The following is a 20,855-nucleotide window of genomic DNA, read 5'->3' as shown; positions in this document are numbered from 1 at the left end:
CACAAGATCATGATGTTGCCCGTGGCGTTCGTACACACCCGTTCAGCTGGGGGTAATCTGGCAGCTGGGTATTGGAGGATATGGGGCCCATGCATACCATCCATCCGGCAAGGAGAATTAGTTGACTGACCCTGAACTTGGTGTGCCACAGCGGCGCCGCGGCACGAATCTTCCCAAGATGGGCGATTTTAATCAGGCAGTCATTTTGGACTCCATCCGGCGCTCTGAGGAAGGGCTCAGCCGGGTGGAACTGGCAGCCTCGGCCGGGCTCGCCGCCCAAACCGTTTCCAATATTTGTCGCAGGCTCCTTGACAACGGGTTGATTGTTGAAGCTGGCAAGGAAACTTCCGGCCCAGGCAAGCCGCGCACCATTTTGCGTCTGAACCCCCGCGGCATGTACGCAGTGGGGTTGCACATTGATCCCTCCCGAACCAGCTATGCGCTCCTTGACGCCGTGGGCACAGTGATCTTCTCGCAGGAGGAAGCAACAGATTTGGTGGGCCGCCCAGCCGACGCCGTTGCCGCCATGGGTGCCACGGTTCGCCGGATCATCGCCGAGTCAGGTGTGGATGAGCAACGAATTGCCGGTGTTGGTGTGGCTACTCCGGGGCCCTTGGATGCCGCTCATGGGACCGTTGTGGATCCGCCGCATATGACAGGCTGGACGCGGGTGCCGTTGCGGGACATCCTGCAGGAAAGCACGGGCCTGCCCGTGGTGATCGAAAAGGACGTGACGGCAGGTGCCGTAGCCGAGTTGTGGGCCGGTGGTGCGGACAGTACCGCCGATTTTGTGTATGTCTACGTTGGTACGGGCATAGGTGCCGGTCTGGTGCTCAACGACGAAGTGGTGCGCGGCTCCTCAGGGAACGTCGGGGAGATTGGGCACATCATTGCCGATCCGGACGGGCCCACTTGTGATTGTGGACGCCGTGGCTGTGTCAAGGTCACCTGCATGCCCGAGACCATTGTGGCCCATGCGCGGGAGGTTGGAGCGCTGCCCGCCGTGGACCCGCTTTCACCCAAGCCGCTGGCGGAGGACTTGGAAGCCCTGGCCCACGCAGCTGCGGCAGGAAACCCTGCTGCTGCCGAGGTTCTGGCGCAGTCCGCACGCAGGATGGCAGGGGTGGTTTCGGTCCTGACTAACCTGCTTGATGTGGAGCGGGTTGTCTTTGGCGGTCCGTTCTGGCCCGCCCTTGCAGCGAGCTACTTGGCTCAGATCCCGCCCGTGTTGTCGCAGCTGAGCGTCACCACCTGCGTTCATTCGGTGGAGGTGGTGGGCACGATTGTCAGTTCCGGCGAGGAAGCATTCGGGGCGGCGTGCCTGGTCATGGAAAAGACCTTCAACCCCACGGCCGCCCAACTGTTGCTGGGCGCCAAGCCCTAAGCCAGGCTTGGCCCTCAGGTTAAGCTGCCGCTCAGGTCTAGCCGGCTGTTCAGTCGACCACACCCTCCCGAACTTCACCGAAGGGAACACCCGGGTCCGTGCGGGCCTGGACTGTGTGTGAATTGACGATGACGTAGACGCCGTGCGTTTTCTCGGCGACAGACTGCTTCAAGATGGGCAAGACGGTGGCAATGAAGCTTTCGTCCCTACCTTCAAGGTATTCTGCATACGCGGCTGGCAACTGGTTCATGTTCCATACTGTAGTACCTGCCCGGCGCCCCCAACAGGTGTGCATGGGAAGTTCTCCCCATTGCGGCCTTGGCCGTGATCGGATGTGATTGACCCCAAGGATTTAGTCAATAACGGTGCCCGGCGAAAGGCCCAAGTCTGTGTTGTCCACCAGTGTCCGCTTCCACCTCGACCCCGCGGAACTGTCTCATGCCCAGCAGCTTTCGCAGCGCATCGCCCACAGCTTTGAGCACAAGGTGGTGGGACAGGCCCGGCTGCGCGAGACGCTGTTGATCGCGTTGATGACTGGCGGGCATGTGCTTTTGGAGTCGGTGCCCGGGCTCGCCAAGACCACAGCCGCCCAAACACTGGCAGATTCCATCGATGCCCGTTTCCGCCGCATCCAGTGCACCCCGGACCTGTTGCCCAGTGACATTGTCGGCACGCAAATTTACGACGCCGCCCAGGGCACCTTTGTCACCCAACTGGGCCCCGTCCACGCCAACATTGTGTTGTTGGATGAGATCAACCGCTCCAGCGCCAAAACCCAGTCGGCCATGCTGGAAGCCATGCAGGAACGCCAAACCACGATTGGCGGGCACGTGCATCCACTGCCGTCGCCGTTCCTTGTCATGGCGACGCAAAACCCCATCGATCAAGTGGGCACCTACCAACTGCCTGAGGCGCAGATGGACAGGTTCATGCTCAAGGACGTCCTGGACTACCCGAGCCCCGTGGAGGAGGCTGAGGTGATCCGGCGCATGGACGCCGGTGTATACCTGCCGGATGCAACGCCGTCGGCCGCGGCAACGCTGGATGAGGTCCGAACTCTGCAGACCACCGTGAAGAAGGTGTATCTGGACCCCTCCCTGGTGAACTACATTGTGGGCCTGGTCTACGTCACCCGCCACGCCGGGGCCTACATTGACCCTGCCCTGGCCTGCCTCATTGAATTCGGAGCCAGCCCCCGAGCCAGCATCGCCTTCACCCAGGCATCTCGCGCCCTGGCACTGCTGCAGGGCCGCGACCACGTCATCCCGGAGGACATCAAGGCCCTGGCCGAGCGGGTGCTGCGCCACCGGCTCATACTTGGCTTCGAAGCCGTGGCTGAGAACATCCCGGTGGAAAAAGTCATTGGCGCCATCGTTGACTCCGTGCAGACACCTTAGGGCTGCATGGGCAGCCTATTGACGGCGGTGAAGTCGAAGATGCACATCTTTGCCCACCGCAAGGCCAGGGGCCTCCTCGAGGGTGAATACGCGTCGATCTTCCGTGGCAACGGCCTGGATTTTGACGACTTGCGCGACTACGTCCCGGGAGACGAGGTGCGTGACATCGACTGGAAAGCCACGGCGCGCACAGGCAAACCGCTGATCAAACGCTACGTTGCCACGCGTCGCCAGCAGCTGCTGCTGGTGGCCGACACCGGCCGGAACATGGCGGCGCTGGCCGAGGGCGGGGAACCCAAGAAGGACCTGGCTGTCATGGCCATGGGTGTGCTGGGCCTGCTCGCGCTGGGCCATGGGGACTCGGTCTCGCTGGTCCATGGCGACGTGGCCGGGACCGCCGCCCTGCCCGCCAAAGGAACTGAACACCATGTGGAGATGCTGTTACGCCACATGGACGCGGTGGGTTTGGACCATGAGCCCAGCGACCTCACGTCGCAGCTGGAATACGTGGCAGCCCACTACCGCCAACGCCTGCTGCTGGTGGTGATCGCCGACGACGTGCTGGCGGATCCACGCTTGGCGAAGGTGGTGCGCCGGTTGCAGGCACAGCACGAAGTCCTGTGGGTGCACATCGTCGACGCCGCACTGGCAGGTCCGCGGGCAGTGCAGGGCACGGCGCTTGATGTTGCCGGGATGAAACCGGTCCTGGCGTTCCTGGCGCAGGACCCGGCGCTGGCCCACAGCTATGCCGAGGCCATGGCCGCACGCGCCCGCGGCCTGGCCGAGATGCTCTCCACCCATGGCATAGCCACGGCGTCCATCGCCACCACGGGCGAGGTTATGGGGCAGATCTTCCTCTTGCTGGAAAGGCACCGCCGTGGCCGCTGACACCCTATTTTCCGCCGTCGGCTTCCATGCTCCCGCCTTGAACACCACCGCCTTGAACACCGCCGTCTTGAACACCACCGTCTTCAACGCGCCAATCTTCAACGAGCCGGTCTTCTACGCCCCGGTAGGCTATTCGCCGTGGTGGCCGCTGGCCGGAATTGCCCTGCTGCTGTTGTGCCTGGGTTGGTGTGCCTGGGTGTGGATTTCCACCCGGGTGGGCGCCACCGCGAGCGTGCCGGAGTTCTCCGCCCCACGCAATCCTGAAACTGTTCGGCACAAATACTGGGCACTGATCACGGATATCGAGCACAGGCACGACGGCGGCCAGCTGGACGGACGATCCGCTCACCTCGAGCTCAGCTTGGTTCTGCGCACTTTTGTGCAAGAGATGACGGGGCTGCGCGCTCAGCGAATGACACTCGCGGAACTGCGTGCACACCAGGTCAGCGAACACCAGCTGCCTTTGGTGGCAGATGCTGTGGAACGCTGGTATCCAGCACAATTTGGTGCAGGTGCAGGTGCAGGTGCAGGTGCAGGTGCAGGTCCAGGTGCAGGCAAAGGTGCAGATGCAGGCACGCCTAGCGTGGCATCCTCCGCGCAGCAGGCCCGGGAGGTGGTGGGCCAATGGCGTTGAAATACTGGTGGCTGCTGCCCTTGGGGCTGGCCGCAGTGGCCGCTGTGGTGATACTGCTGTGGCGGCGCCAGGGTATTGTCATTTCACCTACCCCGGTGGCGCACGCCGAACGTCTGACTGAACTGCCCGCCTACAAGCAGGCACTGGCCTCCTACCGTAAGCGGCTTGTCGCTGCTGTGGTGGCGCTCGCAGTCCTGGCAGTGTCGCTGCTGGTCGCCGCGGCCCGGCCCGTGAGCGAAAGCAGCACGGTTCCCGAGCAGTTCAACAGGGACATCATGCTGTGCCTGGACGTGTCAGGATCAATGCTGGACACGGACGTGGCCATCATGGGTGTCTTTTCCCAGCTCGTGGGCAAGTTCCAGGGCGAACGCATTGCCATGACCATCTTTGATTCCAGCGCTGTCATGGTTTTTCCGCTCACCGACGACTATGAGTTTGTGGCCGGGGAACTCGCCGCAGCCACGAAGGCGCTCGGTTCCGCCGACATTGCCATTGACTACCTGGCCGGCACCCATGAGGCGGATGGATCCTCGCTCATCGGCGACGGCCTGGCCAGTTGCGTCAAGGGGTTCCCGGCTGCGGAGAATACCGCGGCGAAAAGTGCTGTGGGGGACAATTCTGCGGCTGAGAAGGGGCGGTCCCGCTCCATCATCTTAGCCACCGACAACATGTTGGCCGGGCGCCCCCTGTTCACGCTGGAACAGGCCACCGAACTGGCCAAGACTGCCAACACACGCGTCTACGCGTTCAACCCCAATGACTACGGCAGCAGTGACTACGGCTCCAACGAATTTGGCATGTTCCCACTCTTAGGAGACGCTGCCGTTGGCTTGAAGCAGACGGCGTCTGCAACCGGCGGAGCCTACTATGCGCTGGAGTCGGAGGAGGCAGTCGCCTCCATAGTGGAGAAAGTGCAGGCCACTGAGGCGTCGCGGTTGCTGGGTGCCCCGCACAAGAGCCTCGTTGACCATCCCGGCGTGCCCCTGGGGATCGCAGCCGTGGCACTGTTGGCTCTGGCGCTGTTGCGCGTACCCACATCGGCAACCGCACGGGCAACAGCATCGGTGTCCGCATGGGTGCGGCGGGTGCGGCCATGAGTTTCCTGCCCATCGTTACCCCCTGGCTGTTTTGGCTGGTCGTCGTGATGCTGCTTGCAGGCACGGTGTGGACACTGCTGAAGAACCGTAGCTCCACCAGCTGGCGCCGGGCAGCCCTCGTGGTGCTGTTGCTGCTGGCAGCGGCCAGGCCCGGTCTGGCGGGTGCGGACGCATCCGTGGTCAGCAGCGACCTGAACGTCTTCTTCGTGGTGGACGTCTCGCCAAGTTCCGCAGCACAGGACTACGACGGCGCGTCCCCCCGCCTGGCGGGAATGCAAGCGGACATCAACGCTGTGGCAGCCGAATTGCCCGGAGCCCGCTATTCCCTCATCAGCTTTGACAGCACAGCGAAGGTGCTGCTGCCATTGACCACGGATACCACCGCTCTGCGCACACTGACGCAGGTTCTTACCCCGGGCTCTTCCTACACGTCCAAGGGCAGCAGTATTTCCGCCGCTTCGGAGATGTTGGGGGAGCGGCTGGCTGCAGCACAGGGAAGCCATCCCCACCGGCCACGATTGGTGTTCTACCTGGGAGACGGCGAACAAACGGCAGCCTCGGCACCGAAGCCCTTCACTCACGGCACCGAACTTATTGATGGGGGTGCCGTGCTGGGCTATGGCACTGCAGCTGGTGGGCACATGCGCGACTACTCCTACAACGCCGATAAGCCCGGGCCCTATATTTTGGACAAGTCCGCTGGCTACACTCCTGCCACGTCACGCATCGATGAAAAGGCGCTGGCCACGGTGGCCAAGCAATTGCGGGTGCCCTATATCCACAGGGGCAATCCGGCAGATATTTCGGCTGCACTGGTGGCCGCAACACCCACCAAAGCAGCACAGGCCGGAAGCAGTGAACAGGACGGTACCGGACGCTGGGAACTGTATTGGCTTTTCGCGTTGGCAGGTTTCGGCGTGGCCGCTTGGGAAGCCGTGCGACTCGGCACAGCTTTGCGGACTTTGCCTGGTGGCAAGCTGTCCCACCCCCGAGCGACTCAGCGCAGCCAGGCACCCGCCCGCCCAACTCCCGCCAACCTAACGCGTAGCCGACCAACACGCGGCCGGGTGGACTCGCCATGACTGGGGGAGCGGGCACCGTGAAGACTGCCGCCGAGCCGGTAGCGCAAAGCCAGCCTCAACTTGCGATGCTTGCCGACGTGGAAAAGCGGCGGGCACTGCGCAGGCGCCGCACCCTCCTGCTGCGGTCGGCACCTGTGGTGCTCGCAGCAGTGTTGCTTGCCGTGAAGCTGATGTCGCTGCCGGTCTCGGCAGGACAGTCTGTAGGCGCCTTCGAAGCGAACGACGCCGGTGGCACACTTGGCGGCGCCCGCGCCATGGGCCTGCCCAACCTCGTTGAACGCTGGAAACCGCACTTTGCAGAAGGAGACGGCCATGTGCTGCAAGGTGATTTTGCGAAGGCCCGGGACCAGTTTGCCCTGGCCTTGGACCTCGTTCCTGAGGGGGAGTCGTGCAAGGTTCGGGTGAACCTTGTGCTCAGCTTGGAAAAATTGGGTGAGGCAAGGCAGAAGGCTGGGGACCCGGCGTCGGCCAAGGAATTTTTCGCCGAAGGCAGCAAGGTCGTGGCACAGGCGCCGCGTGACTGCTTCACGGAGAACAGCGAGAACAACCGGGAGGGCGAAGGGCGGACACTGCGCGAAGCCGATGAACGCCTGAGCAAAAAACAGTCCGAGGGTCAAGGCGATGAAGTCAGTGTTCCGCAGAGCGACGGCCAGGAACCGGCAGAGCCGCCGCCGGCTGGCAAGTTGGAGCAGTTGGAGCAAACCGGGCAAAAGGCGCAGCAGGAACGCGGGCAGCGGCAAAAGATCAAGGAACAGCTGGAACAGATGGACCAAGACGAGCCGGAATCTTACGCCAAACCCTGGTAACACTACGTGGTTGGGTCGACGCACAGGCCGGGCGGGATGTTGCAATAGTTCGGTTTTCGGCACTATTTTCCAACATATGTCGAACGTAAACACGAAATGTTGCGTAAAATTGCGTCGTAATTCGGCGTGAGCTTGGTATTGACAAAAAATGCTGGCTAGTATTGGTCCTACGTTATATACCTCAACGTGTGTCAGCGACCTTTGCTTAGCCAAGGGTGTGGGTGCCCCCATGTGGGCCTGACATTTGCTGGTGGATGGCAACTTCTTGGCGACTGTGCGTGCACAGCGGGCCAGGGTTCCCCACCCGACCTTTTACGAAAATGCGGTAGTTCATGCCTGCGGTGATCTAGACACCCTGGCGTGAATTTCCGGCCCATCCTCAAGGACCCCAAGCAAATGTCTCCTCCGAGCCTTATTCAGGCTTCGGCGCCGTCATCACACAGCGCGCCGATAGCCCTCTCCTACGAACTATTTCCGCCCCGCAATGAAGCTGCTTCGCTCTCTTTGTGGGACACCATAGGTAAACTTGAAAGCACCAACCCAGACTACGTTTCGGTCACTTATGGTGCCAACGGCAGCAATCGCGACACGGCAGTGGACCTGCTCAACCGCCTGTTAACCGAAACCTCACTACTGCCGCTGGCGCACCTGACGTGCGTCGGCAACACGGGCGACGAGCTTGCCGATATCATTTCCGAACTCCTGGACCACGGTGTCCGCGGCATCCTGGCACTGCGCGGGGACCTGCCCAGCGACGTCCCCGAGCAGCCGCGGGCAGGCGCGCTGACGTACGCCCAGGACTTGATTGAGCTGATCCGCCGTGTGGAGCAGCGCCGCTCGGCGCTGCTGTGTGCCGGCAAGGTGGCCATCGGTGTGGCCGCCTACCCGGCACGGTACCCGGAATCGCCCTCCATTGAACACGACATCGAAGTCCTGCTGGCCAAGCAGCGCTCAGGCGCAGACTTTGCCATCACGCAAGTGTTCTTCCACGCGGATCAGTACAAGGATCTGGTCAACCGGGCCCGTCGGGCCGGGGTCAGCATCCCCATCATTCCCGGGGTGATGCCCCTGACCAGCCTGCGCCGCGTGCAGCGCCTGGGTGACCTGACCGGCGTCGAGCCTTCAGCAAAACTGCTCGATGCACTGGGCAGGGCCGAGAACGCTGCGGAAAGCCGCCGCATCGGCGTGCAGGAAACCGTCGGTCTGGCCCGTGCGGCGTTGGATGCCGGGGCTCCCGGAATCCACCTCTACACCTTCAACGAGCACGCTGCCGCGTTGGAAGTGCTGGACAAGCTGCAACTGCTCAGACCCGGGCGCCCGCAGATACCTGCCCGTGCAGCCCGGGCCTCCCAATCCGCACGGGTGGCCACGGACCGTCTCGTCACGGCCTGAACCACCGACCTGACCCAAGCACTTTGCCCCACAAATTTGAATCGTCTTTGTTTCACCATCACGAAGGAATCGCCATGTCAAACACACCCGTATTCCCCGCAGCCTCACTTCTTGGCTACCCGCGCATCGGCCGCCGCCGCGAATTGAAGAAGGCCATTGAGGCGTTCTGGGCCGGGAAGATCGATCAGGCAGCCCTGGAGGCTGCCGCCCAGGAAATCCAGCTCGGCACCGCCCGCAAGCTGACCGAGCTGGGCCTGAGTGAAGCCGCCGCCATCCCCGGCACCTTCTCCTACTACGACCAGGTGCTCGACGCCGCCACCCACATTGGCGCTGTGCCTGCCCGCTTCGGTGAGCTGCGTAACGCTGACGGCCAGCTGGACATCAACGCCTACTTCACCCTGGCCCGCGGCACGGTTGAGCAGCAGCCGCTGGAAATGACAAAGTGGTTCGACACGAACTACCACTACTTGGTGCCGGAAATTGGCCCGGAGACCAACTTCTCGGTGACCTCCAACCGAATTGTTGAGCAGTTCGAATACGCCCTCGCCCACGGCTTCGAAACCCGCCCCTACCTGGTGGGCCCGGTCACGTTCCTGCTGCTGAGCAAGGCCTCCGACGACGCACCGGCCGGCTTCTCCCCGCTCACCCGTCTTGAAGACGTGCTGCCTGTCTACGCTGAACTGCTGCGCCGCCTCGGCGCTGCCGGTGCCAGCTGGGTACAGCTCGATGAGCCTGCTCTCGTCACCGACCAGGATATTGCGCTCTCCGAGGTCCAGGCTGCCGTGGCTCGCTCTTATGAGGTCCTTGCAGCCGCTGCAGGCCGTCCAGCCATTCTTGTCTCCACCCCTTTCGGTGCTCTCACCGAACTGCTGCCGACCCTCGCAGCAGCCCCCATCGAGGCGCTGCACATCGACGCTTTCAAGGGTGCTGTCCCTTCGGCGGAAGAACTGGCAGTGCTGACCGGCAAGACGGTTGTTGCAGGCGTCGTTGACGGCCACAACATCTGGCGCAACGACCTGGCCGAGTCCGTCAACCGCTTGGAAGCCCTGAAGGCAGCCGGGCTGAACGTGGCCGTGTCCACGTCCACCTCCACCCAGCACGTCCCCCACGACGTCAGTGAGGAAACCCAACTCTCTGCCGAGCTGCGCAGCTGGTTGTCGTTCGCAGACCAGAAGGTCACCGAAGTGGTGACGCTGGCAGCGCACCTGGTGGACCCGGCGTCGTCCGCGGCGGCCGTCGCTGAAGCAACAGCCGTCATCGCCTCCCGTGCAGCCGCCGCCGGCGTCAAGCGCCCCGAAGTCCGCGCCCGCCTGGCCGCACTGACCCCGGCCGACTTCAACCGCTCCGAGTACTCGGTGCGTGAAGCCGCGCAGGAAGAATCCCTGTCACTGCCGCCGCTGCCGACGACGACCATTGGATCCTTCCCGCAGACGAGCGAAATCCGTTCGGCCCGCGCCCGCGCCAACAAGGGCGCCATCACGGGCGAGGAATACTCGACGCTGATGAAGGAAGAGATCAAGCGCGTGGTGGACCTGCAGGAAGAACTCGACTTCGACGTGCTGGTCCACGGTGAGCCCGAGCGCAACGACATGGTCCAGTACTTTGCCGAGAACCTTGAAGGCTTCGACGTCACCGTCCACGGCTGGGTCCAGTCATATGGCAGCCGCTGCACCCGCCCTTCCATCCTGTGGGGTGACGTGACCCGCGAGAAGGCCATCACTGTCAAGTGGGCCGAATACGCACAGTCATTGACGAATAAGCCCATGAAGGGGATGCTCACGGGACCGGTCACGATCCTGGCCTGGAGCTTCGTGCGCGACGACCAGCCCCTGGGTGACACCGCCAACCAGGTGGGCCTGGCCCTGCGCGACGAGATCGCAGACCTGGAAGCCGCCGGCATCAAGATCATCCAGGTCGACGAGCCCGCCCTGCGCGAACTGCTGCCGCTGCGCCGCGCCGACCAAGCCGCCTACCTGGACTGGTCCGTGAATTCCTTCCGCCTCTCCACGGCAGGCGCTGCCGACGGCACCCAGATCCACACCCACCTGTGCTACTCCGAATTTGGCGTCATCATCGACGCCATTGACGGACTGGACGCGGACGTCACCTCCATCGAGGCCGCCCGCTCACGCATGGAGGTTGTCAACGACCTGGAAAACCACGGCTTCGGCCGCGGTGTTGGCCCTGGCGTGTACGACATCCACAGCCCCCGCGTCCCCGGTCAGGCCGAAGTTTCGGAACTGCTCGGCACCGCCGTCAAGCACGTCCCGGCACGCCAGCTCTGGGTCAACCCGGACTGCGGCCTGAAGACCCGTGGCTACGCCGAGACCGAAGAGTCCCTGCGCAACCTCGTCAAGGCCACGAAGGAAGTTCGCGCACAGCTCGTGTAAGTGTTTTCAGCTTTAGCAAGTATGCGTTGACGCCTAGGCGTTTCCGTCTCTGCAACTCGGGGGACGGGAACGCCGTTGGCGTTTAACTCAGGTGTTTAACTTGGGTGGCAGGTTGACGTCCGGGCTAGATTGAAGACATGAGCGTAGAAACGACAGTGGCAGCAGCACGGACCGCCTTCAATAGTGGAATCACCAGGCCCCACGCCTGGCGGATTCAACAACTAACGGCCATGAACCGCATGCTGCGGGAGCACGGGGATGACTTTGCCGATGCCCTCGCAGCAGATTTGGGCAAGCACCCGACAGAATCCTGGCTGACCGAGATCGGGTTCCTGACCAGCGAGATAAGCCACGTCATCAAGCATCTGGAAGGATGGCTCGCACCGCGCAGGGCAGCGGTGCCGGTGGCCCTGCAGCCAGCCAAGGCCTCCACCATCCTTGAACCCTTGGGCGTGGTGCTGGTCATTGCACCCTGGAATTACCCCATCCAACTGCTCCTGGCCCCGGTCATCGGGGCGCTGGCAGCAGGCAACACCGTGGTGGCCAAGCCCAGTGAAATAGCCCCCGCCAGTTCCGCGGCGCTGGCGCATTGGGTGCCCGAATATTTGGCCGGCGCCCTGAGCATCGTTGAAGGCGGCGTACCGGAAACCACCGAGCTGCTGGAACAGCGCTTTGACCACATCTTCTACACCGGAAATGCTCGGGTGGGGCGCATTGTGATGACTGCCGCCGCCCAGCAGCTGACACCAGTGACGCTGGAACTGGGCGGCAAGTCGCCCGTCTACATTGATGAAACAGTGAACATGGCCGCCGCTGCACGCAGGATCGCCTGGGGCAAGTTCATGAATGCCGGGCAGACCTGCGTGGCTCCGGACTACGTTCTCGGGACCTCCCACGCCCTGGCTGCCCTGGCGGCGGAACTGCCGCACGCGATTGCAGAATTGTACGGTCTAGATCCGGCGCACAGCGTGGCCTACGGACGGATCATCCACGATGACGCCTTTGCCCGTATTGCAGGCATGTTGGCGGGGGACCTGGCTGAGGGAACCGGTTCCGTTCTTGTCAGCGGAGGGAGCACGGACGCTGCCACGCGCTACATTGAACCCACAGTGCTGCACGTGGATGCGCAGGCGCAGCTCATGGACAGCGAGATTTTTGGTCCAGTCCTTCCTCTGGTCACGATTGGTTCGCTGGCGGAGGCCATCACCTTCATCAACGCACGGGACAAGCCGCTCTCGCTGTATGTCTTCAGCGAAGACAGGGCCGTGCGGACGCAGTTCACGGAACAGACGTCGTCGGGCGCGTTGAACTTCGGGGTTCCCGTGGCCCACCTCTCCGTACCGGGGCTGCCCTTCGGCGGAGTGGGGGAGAGCGGCATGGGCAGTTACCACGGGCACCATTCGATTGAAACCTTCTCCCACCACAAGGCGGTGCTGGAAAAGTCACTGGCCCCCGATACACTCGCCTTGATCTACCCTCCGTTCGGGGTGCTGAAGAAGCAACTCATCAAACGTCTTGTGGCGCCGTCCAAACCGCACAGCAAAAACTAGGGCCGGGGGTCCACGGAACTGGTGCCCGTCACGTCCTGCAAAATGCTGGCCAGCTTATCCACAAACACTTCGACGCGTGCCGTCCGGGCGTCGTTGATGAGCAGTGCAAAGATATTCCTGGCCAGCCGGATTTCCGGCACGTCCAAGACCACCACGTTGTCTGGTTTGTTGCGCAGCGCCAGCTCAGGGACCAATGCCGCACCCCGCCCGACGCCGGCCAGCTGCAGGGTTGCGTTGAAGTCATCGCTGTAGACCGCCACGCGCGGATGCAGGTTGCAGCTGGCAAACAGCCGTTCAATGACGGACGCGTCGCTGGTCCCCGGATGGTGCATGATCCACGGCATGTCCGAAAGCTGGTTGGCGGCCATGACCGAGCCGGGACGGATGCCCCAAGACCGTGGCAGCACCACCCTGAAGTTGTCATCACCAATCCACTGCCGGTTCAAACTGTGCGGCCAAGCGAGCCCGGATTGCCCCACTTGGTACACGAGCGCCACATCCAGTGCCCCACCGCTGCGCAAATCACCAATGGTCTGCTGCGGTTCACCCACGGAAACGTGCACGTTGATTCCCAAGGCGGGCCACTCGGGGCTGCTCAGCAACCGTGGCAACACATAGGTGGCCAGCGAAGGGAAAATTCCCAAACGCAACTCCTGGCTGTCGCCGTCGTCACTCCTTGCGCTGGCTGCCAAGAGAGCGTCAATGTCGGTGAGCACCTTGGCCGCATGCCGCGACATGACCAGCGCGGCTTCCGTGGGCTGCACGCTGCGGGCAGAACGCCGGAACAAGGTCACCCCGGCATCGCGTTCAAGGGTGGACATCTGCTGTGAAACGGCCGACGCCGTGTACCCCAATGAGGCGGCGGCGGCAGCGAAGGAGCCGCGGCGGACAACCTCCAGCAAGGTCTGAAGATGGACGGGATTGATCACGGGAACCTCATTTTCTGGCCTCCGGCCAACTCCCTGCAAGCATAGACGGCACTCGCGTATGCGCTGTTGCATAAGTGTTGCGTGAGTGTTGCGTGCGCCGCGGTTGGCTCCTTCCCCGGACTGTTCCGGCACCTGTTGCGGCACCGGCTCCGACACCGGCTCCGACACGCCGACGTGCGCCGACACGCCGTCCCAATTTTTGTGATGAAGTACTCCACAAGCTGTGGAAAAGACAGCATCTTCCTTGATTTCTAGGGCTTTTAAATCCCCCAACCTGTGGACGGACGGTGCATAAAATGACATACTTGTAATACATCATGTAGGGGTCAACCTCGAGTGTCTGCACTACATGTAGTATCTAATACAGAATTCAAGCGGTTCCAAGGAATCCGCTGGAACAGCTCGAGAAGCTGGCGAGACCGTGGCAATTACCGTTGGTCCCACCGACAGCGAGTAGGCCGTCAAAGGCCGCCACAGTTAGCCATAGAAATAAGGGGAACTTGATCATGAACGTCACGGTTTACACCAAACCTGCATGCGTCCAGTGCAATGCCACATACCGTGCGTTGGACAAGAAGGGCATCACTTACCAGAGCGTGGACATCTCCACCGACCCGGCCGCCCTGGAGCATGTACTCAGCCTGGGATACCAGCAGGCACCCGTTGTGATCACGGACGCCGATCACTGGTCAGGTTTCCGCCCGGACAAGATTGCAGCTTTGGCCGCAGCCACGGAGGATGCTGCCGTCAGCGTGGCGTAACTACCCTCACTCGGGTCCTGTTTCTGAGGGCCAATCATCAAAATTTCAAGTGCCCAGTGCACACAGGTGGGGCTGACCGGTCAAAGGGTTGGCCCCACAACCGCAAGCAAGTAGTTGGAAAGCGTTGGCCATGTCAGCCATTACAGCCGAAGCTGCTGTTGGTCGGATAGTCTCTCGAAAAACCAGCAGCCCGTTGATCTACTTTTCTTCAGCATCAGATAACACCCACAGGTTCGTGGTGAAGTTGGGTGTTGACGCCGCGAGGATCCCGCTTTACACCTATGAGGACACGCTCTTGGCGCAAGAGCCCTTTGTTTTGCTCCTCCCCACCTATGGCGGGGAAACAAGACGCGGGGCGGTACCAAAACAGGTCATCAAATTCCTGAATATACCCGAAAATCGGCAACTGATCCGTGGCGTCATTGGCGCCGGGAACACGAATTTTGGAACCACCTATTGCCTTGCCGGGGACATCGTCGCCGAGAAATGCAATGTACAGCATCTATACCGTTTTGAACTGATGGGCACGTCGGAAGACGTGGACAGGGTTCGCGAAGGATTGGAAGAATTTTGGACACGATTGTCTCAGAACACGACTCAACAGTGAAGGCGTCCAAGGACATGCCTGCGGCATGGCAGGAGCTCGGCTATCACGAGCTCAACGCCATGCTCAACCTGTACAACTCCAAGGGTGAAATCCAATTCGACGCCGACAAGGCGGCCGCCCGCCAGTACTTCCTGCAACACGTGAACAACAACACCGTGTTCTTCCACGACCTGGAAGAAAAGCTGGACTACCTGGTGAAGAACGAATACTACGAGCGCGAGACGCTTGACCAGTACACGATGAACTTCATCCGTGAGCTGTACCAGCATGCCTACAAGAAGAAGTTCCGCTTCGAAACCTTCCTGGGCGCCTTCAAGTTCTACACGTCCTACACACTGAAGACGTTTGACGGCAACCGCTTCCTTGAGCGCTACGAAGACCGCGTGTGCATGGTTGCCCTGCACCTGGCCCGCGGCAACGAGGAACTCGCCACCAAGATCGTCGACGAGATCATCGAAGGCCGTTTCCAGCCGGCCACCCCCACGTTCCTGAACGCCGGCAAGGCACAGCGCGGAGAGCTTGTCTCCTGCTTCCTGCTGCGCATCGAAGACAACATGGAGTCCATTGGCCGCTCCATCAACTCCGCACTGCAGCTCTCCAAGCGCGGCGGCGGCGTGGCGTTCGCGTTGACGAACATCCGTGAAGTGGGCGCGCCCATCAAGCAGATCGAGAACCAGTCCTCCGGCGTCATCCCCGTGATGAAGCTTCTTGAAGACAGCTTCTCCTACGCCAACCAGCTCGGTGCCCGCCAGGGTGCAGGAGCGGTGTACCTGCACGCCCACCACCCCGACATCAACCGCTTCCTGGACACCAAGCGGGAGAACGCCGACGAGAAGGTGCGCATCAAGACCTTGTCGCTCGGCGTGGTCATCCCCGACATCACCTTCGAGCTGGCCAAGCGCGACGAGGACATGTACCTGTTCTCCCCGTACGACGTCGAAAAAGTGTATGGCATGCCGTTCTCCGACATTTCGGTCACCGAGAAGTACTACGAAATGGTGGACGACGCCCGCATCAAGAAGACGAAGATCAAGGCCCGCGAGTTCTTCCAGACCCTCGCTGAGATCCAGTTCGAGTCCGGCTACCCGTACATCATGTTTGAAGACACGGTGAACCGCGCGAATCCGATCGACGGCAAGATCATCATGAGCAACCTGTGCTCGGAAATCCTCCAGGTTTCCGCGCCCACCAGCTACAACGACGACCTCTCCTACGCTGAGACCGGCAAGGACATCTCCTGCAACCTGGGCTCGCTGAACATTGCCAAGGCCATGGATTCACCGGACTTCGGCAGCACCATCGAAACGGCCATCCGCACACTCTCTGCTGTGTCGGACATGTCCAACATCACCAGCGTGCCGTCCATCGCCAAGGGCAACGACCAGTCGCACGCCATTGGTCTGGGCCAGATGAACCTGCACGGCTACCTGGCCCGTGAGCGGGTCCACTACGGCTCGGAAGAGGGCCTGGACTTCACCAACATCTACTTCTACACCGTGGTGTACCACTGCATCCGGGCGTCGAACATGCTGGCCATTGAAACCGGCTCCACGTTTGCCGGCTTTGATAAGTCCACCTACGCCTCCGGTGCATTCTTTGACAAGTACACGGACGGTGAATGGCTGCCGCAGACGCAGAAGGTTGCCGAGATGTTTGAAGGCGTCCACATCCCCACGCAGGATGACTGGCGCGAGCTGAAGGCTTCCGTCATGGAGCACGGCATCTACAACCAGAACCTGCAGGCAGTCCCGCCGACGGGCTCCATCAGCTACATCAATAACTCCACGTCCTCCATCCACCCGGTGGCCTCGCGGATTGAAATCCGCAAGGAAGGCAAGCTGGGCCGCGTGTACTACCCGGCCCCGTACCTGACGAACGACAACCTTGAATACTACAAGGACGCGTACGAGATCGGCTTTGAGAAGATCATCGACACCTACGCTGCTGCGACCCAGCACGTGGACCAGGGCCTGTCCCTGACACTGTTCTTCAAGGACACCGCCACCACGCGTGACATCAACAAGGCGCAGATCTACGCCTGGCGCAAGGGCATCAAGACCATCTACTACATCCGTCTCCGCCAGCTCGCGCTGGAAGGGACCGAAGTGGAAAATTGTGTTTCCTGCATGCTGTAGTGCCGCATAACTGAAGAGTACGACGGCGGGCACCTCCCGCCGTCGTACCTTCGGCTTAGGATTGACTGGGCTCTTGGAGCCATCAGTATTTAGTGAAGAGAGAAAAGCGATGACACCGGAAAAGCTGAAGTTGGCAAGCCACGTTAAGGCCATCAACTGGAACCGCATCGAGGACGAGAAGGACGTGGAAGTCTGGAACCGCCTCTGCAACAATTTCTGGCTGCCGGAAAAGGTGCCGCTGTCCAACGACATCCAGTCCTGGGCGACCCTCACACCGGACGAGCAACTGCTGACCATGCGCGTGTTCACCGGCCTGACCCTGCTGGACACCCTGCAGGGCACGGTGGGCGCCGTCTCGCTGATCCCGGACGCCATCACCCCGCACGAAGAAGCCGTTTACACGAACATTGCGTTCATGGAATCGGTGCACGCCAAGAGCTACTCCTCGATCTTCTCCACCCTGTGCTCGACGAAGGAAATCGACGAAGCCTTCCGCTGGTCGGTAGAGAACGTGAACCTGCAAAAGAAGGCCCAGATCATCGAGGGCTACTACTACGGCGACGATCCGCTCAAGCGCAAGATCGCCTCCACCTTGCTGGAGTCCTTCCTGTTCTATTCGGGCTTCTACCTGCCCATGTACTGGTCATCACGGGCCAAGCTGACGAACACGGCAGATTTGATCCGCCTGATCATCCGCGACGAGGCCGTGCACGGCTACTACATCGGCTACAAGTACCAGAAGGGCTTGGAAGGCCTTTCGGACGAGCGCAAGGCAGAGCTGAAGGAGTACACGTTCGAGCTGCTCTTTGAGCTGTACGAAAACGAAGTCCAGTACACGCATGACCTGTACGACTCCGTCGGTCTGGCCGAAGATGTGAAGAAGTTCCTGCACTACAACGCCAACAAGGCGCTGATGAACCTTGGCTACGAAGCCATGTTCCCGGCGGCAGTCACCGACGTGAACCCGGCAATCCTGTCCGCGCTCTCACCGAACGCCGACGAGAACCACGACTTCTTCTCCGGCTCCGGCTCCTCTTATGTGATCGGCAAGGCCGTGAACACCGAGGACGACGACTGGGACTTCTAGTTCTTGCGTAAAATGCGCGTAACCCGGCCCTTTTTGGGGCTGCGGTTGCGCGCATTTTTTGTATCCTGCACGGCTTGTTTCCTGCACAGCTGCTTCATGCACGGCTCGGGCTGGTGGGCGCCGACCAGATATGGCCGTTTAGATAAGTGCGGCAAATCTTTCGGCGGCCAACGTTGCGCCGGCGACGATGATTTCGTCATCCTCATTGAGCACGGTTTGGGGGGTGGTGTAGTCCCACTCACTGTTTCTGCGTTTCACTGCAACCACGGTGATGTGGTGCTTGGCCCTTATCCCTGTCATGCCCAGAGGTTTGTTCAGCGCCTCCTTGGGCGGGCGTGTCTTTACCATGGCAAAGCCGTCTTCGAACTCGATATAGTCCAGCATGGCGCCGCGAACCAAGTGGGCAACCCTGCGTCCCATGTCCTCTTCTGGACGGACAACATGTTCCACGCCGAGCTGTTCAAGGATCTGGCCATGGGCGGCACTGACCGCCTTGGCCCAGATGGTGGGTTTCTTGAATCGGAGCAGGGATGAGGTGGTGAGGATGCTTGCTTCAAGGTCGCTACCGATGCCGACGACCGCACGTTCGAACTCGTGCACTGAAAGTTGGCGCAGGGCTTCTTCCTTCGTGGAATCTGCCCGAACGACGTGGGTCAGCCGGCCGTTGAAGGACTGGACGACGTCCTCGTTCATGTCAATGCCCAGAACTTCAGTCCCGGCTGCTGCCAGTTCCAATGCCAGTGCGCCCCCGAACCGGCCCAGCCCGATGACAACGACGGAGTTTGCTTCCGCGATTCGCTCCATCGACTTGTGTGGGAAAAGTGGATATCTAGCCAATGAGTGGCCTCTCTTTCGGAAATTCGTAGAGCAGGGGACGGGATCGTAGTGCCAAGGCTGATGCCAGGGTCACAGGACCGAGACGGCCGATGAACATCAGGAAAATGAGCAAGAGTTGCCCGGCGGGTGGGAGGGAGGCAGTAATCCCTGTGGATAGTCCGACGGTGGCGAAAGCCGAGACAGTTTCGAAAAAGAGCCGATCAAAGCCGATGTCCGTCATCAGCATCAGGGCCATGGTGGAACCAATGACCAGTGCGACGGCGAGCAGAACGATGGTGATGGCTTGGCGGTGCACGGAACGGGAGAGCCGTTTGCCGAATATATTCACTGCTGTCCCGCCTTGAATCTCGGTGAGGAGGATAAAGAACAGCACGGCGAAGGTGGTGATTTTGAGGCCCCCCGCAGTACCTGCGGGACCGCCACCAATGAACATGAGGATGTCCATGCCCAGCCAAGTGGCTGGGTGCATCTGGCTTAGATCCAGTGAGTTGAAGCCAGCCGTGCGGGTCATCACTGATTGGAAGAACCCCGCAAGGATCCTATTCGCCGTGGACAAGGTGCCGAGGGTTCTGGGGTTGTTCCATTCCAGCGTGCTGATAAATAGAGTACCCAGGACTAGAAGGGTCCCTGTGCCACTGAGTACCAGTTTGGTGTTCATGCTCCAGTGCAGGGGCCTGCGGTAGCGGCGTCCCAGTTCGAAGAGCACTGGGAATCCCAGCCCACCGATGATGATGGCAAATGCGATTGGCAGGCAAATCCAAGGGTCTCCGACGAAGCTCATGAGGTTGTCGCTGAAGAGTGCGAATCCGGCATTGTTGAAGGCCGACACGGAGTGAAATAGGCCCAACCAGATTGCGTGGATGGGTGAGTATCCGTAGCCGATGCCAAATCGCAGGGCCAAAATGACTGCAACAACTAATTCGATGCCGATGGTGATGCGAAGAATTCCAAACAGCACGGATCGAACATCACCGAACCCGGCGCTCTTGGTTTCCGCCGCGGCTTGAATACGGGATCTGAGTCCCAAACGCCGGGCCATCAGCACCCCAAGCAATGAAGCGAACGACATGATGCCGAAGCCGCCTACCTGGATGAGAACCAAGATCGTGGCCTGGCCGAAAGGTGTCCAATACTGGGCTGTATCCACCACCGACAGTCCTGTGACACACACGGCGGAGGTGGCCGTGAAGAGGGCTTCCAAAACACTGGCCCCGTCGGACCCAGACTTGGCGATGGGCAGCATGAGAACAAGTGTTCCGACAAGAATGGCCATACCGAATCCAGCGGCAATTGCTTGTGCTGGATGGCGGGGAACCACCGCACGTGCGATGGCCTTGAGTCTTCTTGCTGCGACTTGCATAACTCATAGAATAAGCGCCGTTTGCGGAAATCTATCCATCGACAGTGAAAGTGCGCCTTCCTTGGCGAAAGTGCTGGAACCGTGTGCGAACGGAGTGGAACGTGTATTGAGTAGATCTAGTTCCTGCACAGGGTGGGGTGGTGGGTGGTGGTATCCACATTGGGGGTTCTTTTGGGGGTGGATGTCAGTGGCTTCTTATAGAATATATGTATGGATGAAACGGCAGGGAGGCCGGGACTTTCGGCCTCCGATTCAGGGGATTTGCGGGTTGGTGGGCATGTTCACCAGCTCTTGAATCTTGCTGCGGCGTTAGTGCGTTCTTCTGCCAGTGCTGGTGCCGGTTCCACTGCCGGTGGCACTGGCAGCGCGGGTGCCGGTGTTGGTACGGTCCGGGATTCTGGTGGTGGCGAGAGCAGTGGTGGTGGGTTGCCTTTTGGTGTTGATGTGGGGGTTTTGTCTGATCGGGAGTGTGTGCGGTGGGCGCAGGACTTGGAGCATTTGTCTCGGGTGGGGCAGGCG

General features: G+C 61.0%; 19 protein-coding genes. 14 read left to right on the top strand and 5 right to left on the bottom strand.

Annotation, left to right across the window (positions count from 1 at the left end; genetic code table 11):
* Window positions 1-178: 178 nt before the first annotated feature.
* Entirely contained in the window at window positions 179-1,384 is a 1,206-nt protein-coding gene (locus JMA46_RS07630; protein WP_207344793.1) for an ROK family transcriptional regulator, read from the top strand.
* Window positions 1,385-1,433: 49 nt separating this feature from the next.
* Here JMA46_RS07630 and JMA46_RS07625 read toward each other — a convergent pair whose 3' ends face one another.
* Entirely contained in the window at window positions 1,434-1,634 is a 201-nt protein-coding gene (locus tag JMA46_RS07625; protein WP_207344747.1) for a hypothetical protein, read from the bottom strand.
* Window positions 1,635-1,773: 139 nt separating this feature from the next.
* Between JMA46_RS07625 and JMA46_RS07620 the strand changes: the two genes are divergently transcribed.
* The 9 genes from JMA46_RS07620 (at window position 1,774) to JMA46_RS07580 (ending at window position 12,620) form a co-directional block, all read left to right on the top strand.
* Entirely contained in the window at window positions 1,774-2,781 is a 1,008-nt protein-coding gene (locus JMA46_RS07620) for an AAA family ATPase (RefSeq protein WP_207344746.1), read from the top strand.
* Window positions 2,782-2,787: 6 nt separating this feature from the next.
* Complete coding sequence (locus tag JMA46_RS07615; protein WP_207344745.1) at window positions 2,788-3,669, top strand: DUF58 domain-containing protein; 882 nt, start codon at window positions 2,788-2,790, stop codon at window positions 3,667-3,669.
* Window positions 3,659-4,303 (top strand): hypothetical protein, encoded by a 645-nt coding sequence (locus tag JMA46_RS07610; RefSeq protein WP_207344744.1) that lies wholly within the window; start codon window positions 3,659-3,661, stop codon window positions 4,301-4,303. The genes JMA46_RS07615 and JMA46_RS07610 overlap by 11 nt, the downstream gene beginning before the upstream one ends.
* Window positions 4,294-5,400: a VWA domain-containing protein gene (locus JMA46_RS07605; protein ID WP_207344743.1), complete on the top strand. Its 1,107-nt coding sequence runs from the start codon at window positions 4,294-4,296 to the stop codon at window positions 5,398-5,400. Before JMA46_RS07610 ends, JMA46_RS07605 begins: the two co-directional genes overlap by 10 nt.
* Window positions 5,397-6,482: a VWA domain-containing protein gene (locus tag JMA46_RS07600; protein ID WP_207344742.1), complete on the top strand. Its 1,086-nt coding sequence runs from the start codon at window positions 5,397-5,399 to the stop codon at window positions 6,480-6,482. Before JMA46_RS07605 ends, JMA46_RS07600 begins: the two co-directional genes overlap by 4 nt.
* Complete coding sequence (locus JMA46_RS07595; protein ID WP_207344741.1) at window positions 6,479-7,288, top strand: hypothetical protein; 810 nt, start codon at window positions 6,479-6,481, stop codon at window positions 7,286-7,288. The genes JMA46_RS07600 and JMA46_RS07595 overlap by 4 nt, the downstream gene beginning before the upstream one ends.
* 396 nt (window positions 7,289-7,684) lie before the next feature.
* The gene (locus tag JMA46_RS07590) at window positions 7,685-8,680 is read left to right on the top strand and encodes a methylenetetrahydrofolate reductase (protein WP_207344740.1); all 996 of its coding nucleotides are present in this window, start codon (window positions 7,685-7,687) and stop codon (window positions 8,678-8,680) included.
* A gap of 74 nt (window positions 8,681-8,754) precedes the next feature.
* Window positions 8,755-11,070 (top strand): 5-methyltetrahydropteroyltriglutamate--homocysteine S-methyltransferase, encoded by a 2,316-nt coding sequence (gene metE / locus JMA46_RS07585; RefSeq protein WP_207344739.1) that lies wholly within the window; start codon window positions 8,755-8,757, stop codon window positions 11,068-11,070.
* 137 nt (window positions 11,071-11,207) lie between these two features.
* Window positions 11,208-12,620 carry an aldehyde dehydrogenase family protein gene (locus JMA46_RS07580; RefSeq protein ID WP_207344738.1) on the top strand — a complete coding sequence of 471 codons (1,413 nt, stop codon included), beginning with the start codon at window positions 11,208-11,210 and terminating at the stop codon, window positions 12,618-12,620.
* Here JMA46_RS07580 and JMA46_RS07575 read toward each other — a convergent pair.
* Window positions 12,617-13,549, bottom strand: coding sequence for a LysR substrate-binding domain-containing protein (locus JMA46_RS07575; protein ID WP_207344737.1), 933 nt, complete (start codon window positions 13,547-13,549; stop codon window positions 12,617-12,619). The genes JMA46_RS07580 and JMA46_RS07575 overlap by 4 nt on opposite strands.
* 506 nt (window positions 13,550-14,055) lie before the next feature.
* Between JMA46_RS07575 and nrdH the strand changes: the two genes are divergently transcribed.
* The 4 genes from nrdH to nrdF all read left to right on the top strand — a co-directional run bounded on the left by nrdH (window position 14,056) and on the right by nrdF (window position 18,139).
* Window positions 14,056-14,310, top strand: a complete 255-nt coding sequence (gene nrdH, locus JMA46_RS07570; protein WP_207344736.1) for a glutaredoxin-like protein NrdH — start codon at window positions 14,056-14,058, stop codon at window positions 14,308-14,310.
* Between the two features lie 130 nt (window positions 14,311-14,440).
* The gene (gene nrdI, locus JMA46_RS07565) at window positions 14,441-14,917 is read left to right on the top strand and encodes a class Ib ribonucleoside-diphosphate reductase assembly flavoprotein NrdI (RefSeq protein WP_207344735.1); all 477 of its coding nucleotides are present in this window, start codon (window positions 14,441-14,443) and stop codon (window positions 14,915-14,917) included.
* 14 nt (window positions 14,918-14,931) lie between these two features.
* Window positions 14,932-17,052, top strand: a complete 2,121-nt coding sequence (nrdE, locus tag JMA46_RS07560; protein ID WP_207344792.1) for a class 1b ribonucleoside-diphosphate reductase subunit alpha — start codon at window positions 14,932-14,934, stop codon at window positions 17,050-17,052.
* A gap of 109 nt (window positions 17,053-17,161) precedes the next feature.
* Window positions 17,162-18,139 (top strand): class 1b ribonucleoside-diphosphate reductase subunit beta, encoded by a 978-nt coding sequence (nrdF, locus tag JMA46_RS07555; RefSeq protein WP_207344734.1) that lies wholly within the window; start codon window positions 17,162-17,164, stop codon window positions 18,137-18,139.
* A 138-nt stretch (window positions 18,140-18,277) separates the two neighbouring features.
* On the opposite strand, the gene JMA46_RS07550 is transcribed toward nrdF, so the two are convergent.
* The 3 genes from JMA46_RS07550 to JMA46_RS07540 all read right to left on the bottom strand — a co-directional run.
* Entirely contained in the window at window positions 18,278-18,943 is a 666-nt protein-coding gene (locus tag JMA46_RS07550; RefSeq protein ID WP_207344733.1) for a TrkA family potassium uptake protein, read from the bottom strand.
* A 25-nt stretch (window positions 18,944-18,968) separates the two neighbouring features.
* Window positions 18,969-20,336, bottom strand: coding sequence for a potassium transporter TrkG (locus tag JMA46_RS07545; RefSeq protein WP_207344732.1), 1,368 nt, complete (start codon window positions 20,334-20,336; stop codon window positions 18,969-18,971).
* Window positions 20,337-20,645: 309 nt separating this feature from the next.
* On the bottom strand, window positions 20,646-20,855 hold a 210-nt coding region (locus tag JMA46_RS07540), incomplete at its 5' end, for a hypothetical protein (RefSeq protein WP_207344731.1).

Source organism: Arthrobacter sp. E3, assembly GCF_017353415.1.
Classification (GTDB): Bacteria; Actinomycetota; Actinomycetes; order Actinomycetales; family Micrococcaceae; genus Specibacter.
Note: the sequence above shows the minus strand (reverse complement) of the source record. Positions and strands in the feature narration are given on the sequence as shown.

Coding starts and splice junctions, on each gene's coding strand:
- JMA46_RS07630 (WP_207344793.1), top strand. CDS start 179: ATGGGCGATTTTAATCAGGCAGTCATTTTGGACTCCATCCGGCGCTCT.
- JMA46_RS07625 (WP_207344747.1), bottom strand. CDS start 1,634: ATGAACCAGTTGCCAGCCGCGTATGCAGAATACCTTGAAGGTAGGGAC.
- JMA46_RS07615 (WP_207344745.1), top strand. CDS start 2,788: ATGGGCAGCCTATTGACGGCGGTGAAGTCGAAGATGCACATCTTTGCC.
- JMA46_RS07605 (WP_207344743.1), top strand. CDS start 4,294: ATGGCGTTGAAATACTGGTGGCTGCTGCCCTTGGGGCTGGCCGCAGTG.
- JMA46_RS07600 (WP_207344742.1), top strand. CDS start 5,397: ATGAGTTTCCTGCCCATCGTTACCCCCTGGCTGTTTTGGCTGGTCGTC.
- JMA46_RS07595 (WP_207344741.1), top strand. CDS start 6,479: ATGACTGGGGGAGCGGGCACCGTGAAGACTGCCGCCGAGCCGGTAGCG.
- JMA46_RS07590 (WP_207344740.1), top strand. CDS start 7,685: ATGTCTCCTCCGAGCCTTATTCAGGCTTCGGCGCCGTCATCACACAGC.
- metE (WP_207344739.1), top strand. CDS start 8,755: ATGTCAAACACACCCGTATTCCCCGCAGCCTCACTTCTTGGCTACCCG.
- JMA46_RS07580 (WP_207344738.1), top strand. CDS start 11,208: ATGAGCGTAGAAACGACAGTGGCAGCAGCACGGACCGCCTTCAATAGT.
- nrdH (WP_207344736.1), top strand. CDS start 14,056: ATGAACGTCACGGTTTACACCAAACCTGCATGCGTCCAGTGCAATGCC.
- nrdI (WP_207344735.1), top strand. CDS start 14,441: ATGTCAGCCATTACAGCCGAAGCTGCTGTTGGTCGGATAGTCTCTCGA.
- nrdE (WP_207344792.1), top strand. CDS start 14,932: ATGCCTGCGGCATGGCAGGAGCTCGGCTATCACGAGCTCAACGCCATG.
- nrdF (WP_207344734.1), top strand. CDS start 17,162: ATGACACCGGAAAAGCTGAAGTTGGCAAGCCACGTTAAGGCCATCAAC.
- JMA46_RS07550 (WP_207344733.1), bottom strand. CDS start 18,943: ATGGAGCGAATCGCGGAAGCAAACTCCGTCGTTGTCATCGGGCTGGGC.
- JMA46_RS07545 (WP_207344732.1), bottom strand. CDS start 20,336: ATGCAAGTCGCAGCAAGAAGACTCAAGGCCATCGCACGTGCGGTGGTT.